Genomic DNA, 832 nt, shown 5'->3' with positions numbered 1-832 from the left:
GATGCCGACTCGGCAGAGCAGCGCGATGTGGCTCAATTGGTGTGGTCATTAAATACTCAGCCAGATATTGTGAATTGCCAGCCTGTCCGTTTCGCTCGGGCGTTGCCGCCTTCGCTCCACTTTCAAAGCCGACACCTTCACGGCATCGATTTTAAAAACCCATTCACAATGTCAAAGATGAGGTGCGTCAGCACCTCGTAACCGCTGCGTCAGCAGCGGAACTCGTGTCTTCATCAAAACTGGATCGTCGTTCGTCGGGCAGAAAGAGTGGTGGAGCCTATCGGGATCGAACCGATGACCTGATGCTTGCAAAGCAACCGCTCTCCCAGCTGAGCTAAGGCCCCTCACCGTCTCGTGCCCGTCGCGCCGTCAGTCGCAGCAAAGCTGCGCCTTATGGCGCGCTTCGCAACGCTGGCCGTGCTTGGCTGCGTGCGAAATAGCTTCGCTATTTCGTCTCGCTGCCTTGCGCAATGGTGGGCCGAGTAGGAGTTGAACCTACGACCTCACGCTTATCAGGCGTGCGCTCTAACCACCTGAGCTACCGGCCCGCACCCGTCGCGCCGTCAGTCGCAGCAAAGCTGCGCCTTATGGCGCGCTTCGCCGCGCTGGCCGAACTGACCAACGTGCGCGCTGGCTTGCAGCCAGTGCGTCTCGTTGGTTCCAGTTTGATGAAGGGACATGAGGACGGCGGTTTGGAATGTCTTTGGAATGGGAGGAAGCTCTTTCATACCGAAGCATGACGCTTTCCGCCGCTATCCTTAGAAAGGAGGTGATCCAGCCGCAGGTTCCCCTACGGCTACCTTGTTACGACTTCACCCCAGTCGCTGAACCC

Annotated in this window: 1 protein-coding gene, 2 tRNA genes and 1 rRNA gene; 1 reads left to right on the top strand and 3 read right to left on the bottom strand. The window is 58.1% G+C overall.

Annotated features, from left to right (window positions below; genetic code table 11):
• Positions 1-268: 268 nt before the first annotated feature.
• Positions 269-344, bottom strand: a tRNA-Ala gene (locus LRP66_RS18215).
• Positions 345-471: 127 nt separating this feature from the next.
• Positions 472-548, bottom strand: a tRNA-Ile gene (locus tag LRP66_RS18210).
• Between the two features lie 39 nt (positions 549-587).
• Between LRP66_RS18210 and LRP66_RS18205 the strand changes: the two genes are divergently transcribed.
• Complete coding sequence (locus tag LRP66_RS18205; protein WP_230484013.1) at positions 588-740, top strand: hypothetical protein; 153 nt, start codon at positions 588-590, stop codon at positions 738-740.
• Between the two features lie 22 nt (positions 741-762).
• Here the strand turns inward: LRP66_RS18205 and LRP66_RS18200 are convergent.
• A 16S ribosomal RNA gene (locus LRP66_RS18200) occupies positions 763-832 on the bottom strand; the annotation flags it as partial.

The sequence above is a fragment of the Sphingomonas sp. Leaf21 genome (assembly GCF_916858675.1).
GTDB lineage: Bacteria > Pseudomonadota > Alphaproteobacteria > Sphingomonadales > Sphingomonadaceae > Sphingomonas.
The sequence above is the reverse complement of the archived record's forward strand: the minus strand, read 5'-3'. Positions and strand labels throughout refer to the sequence as shown.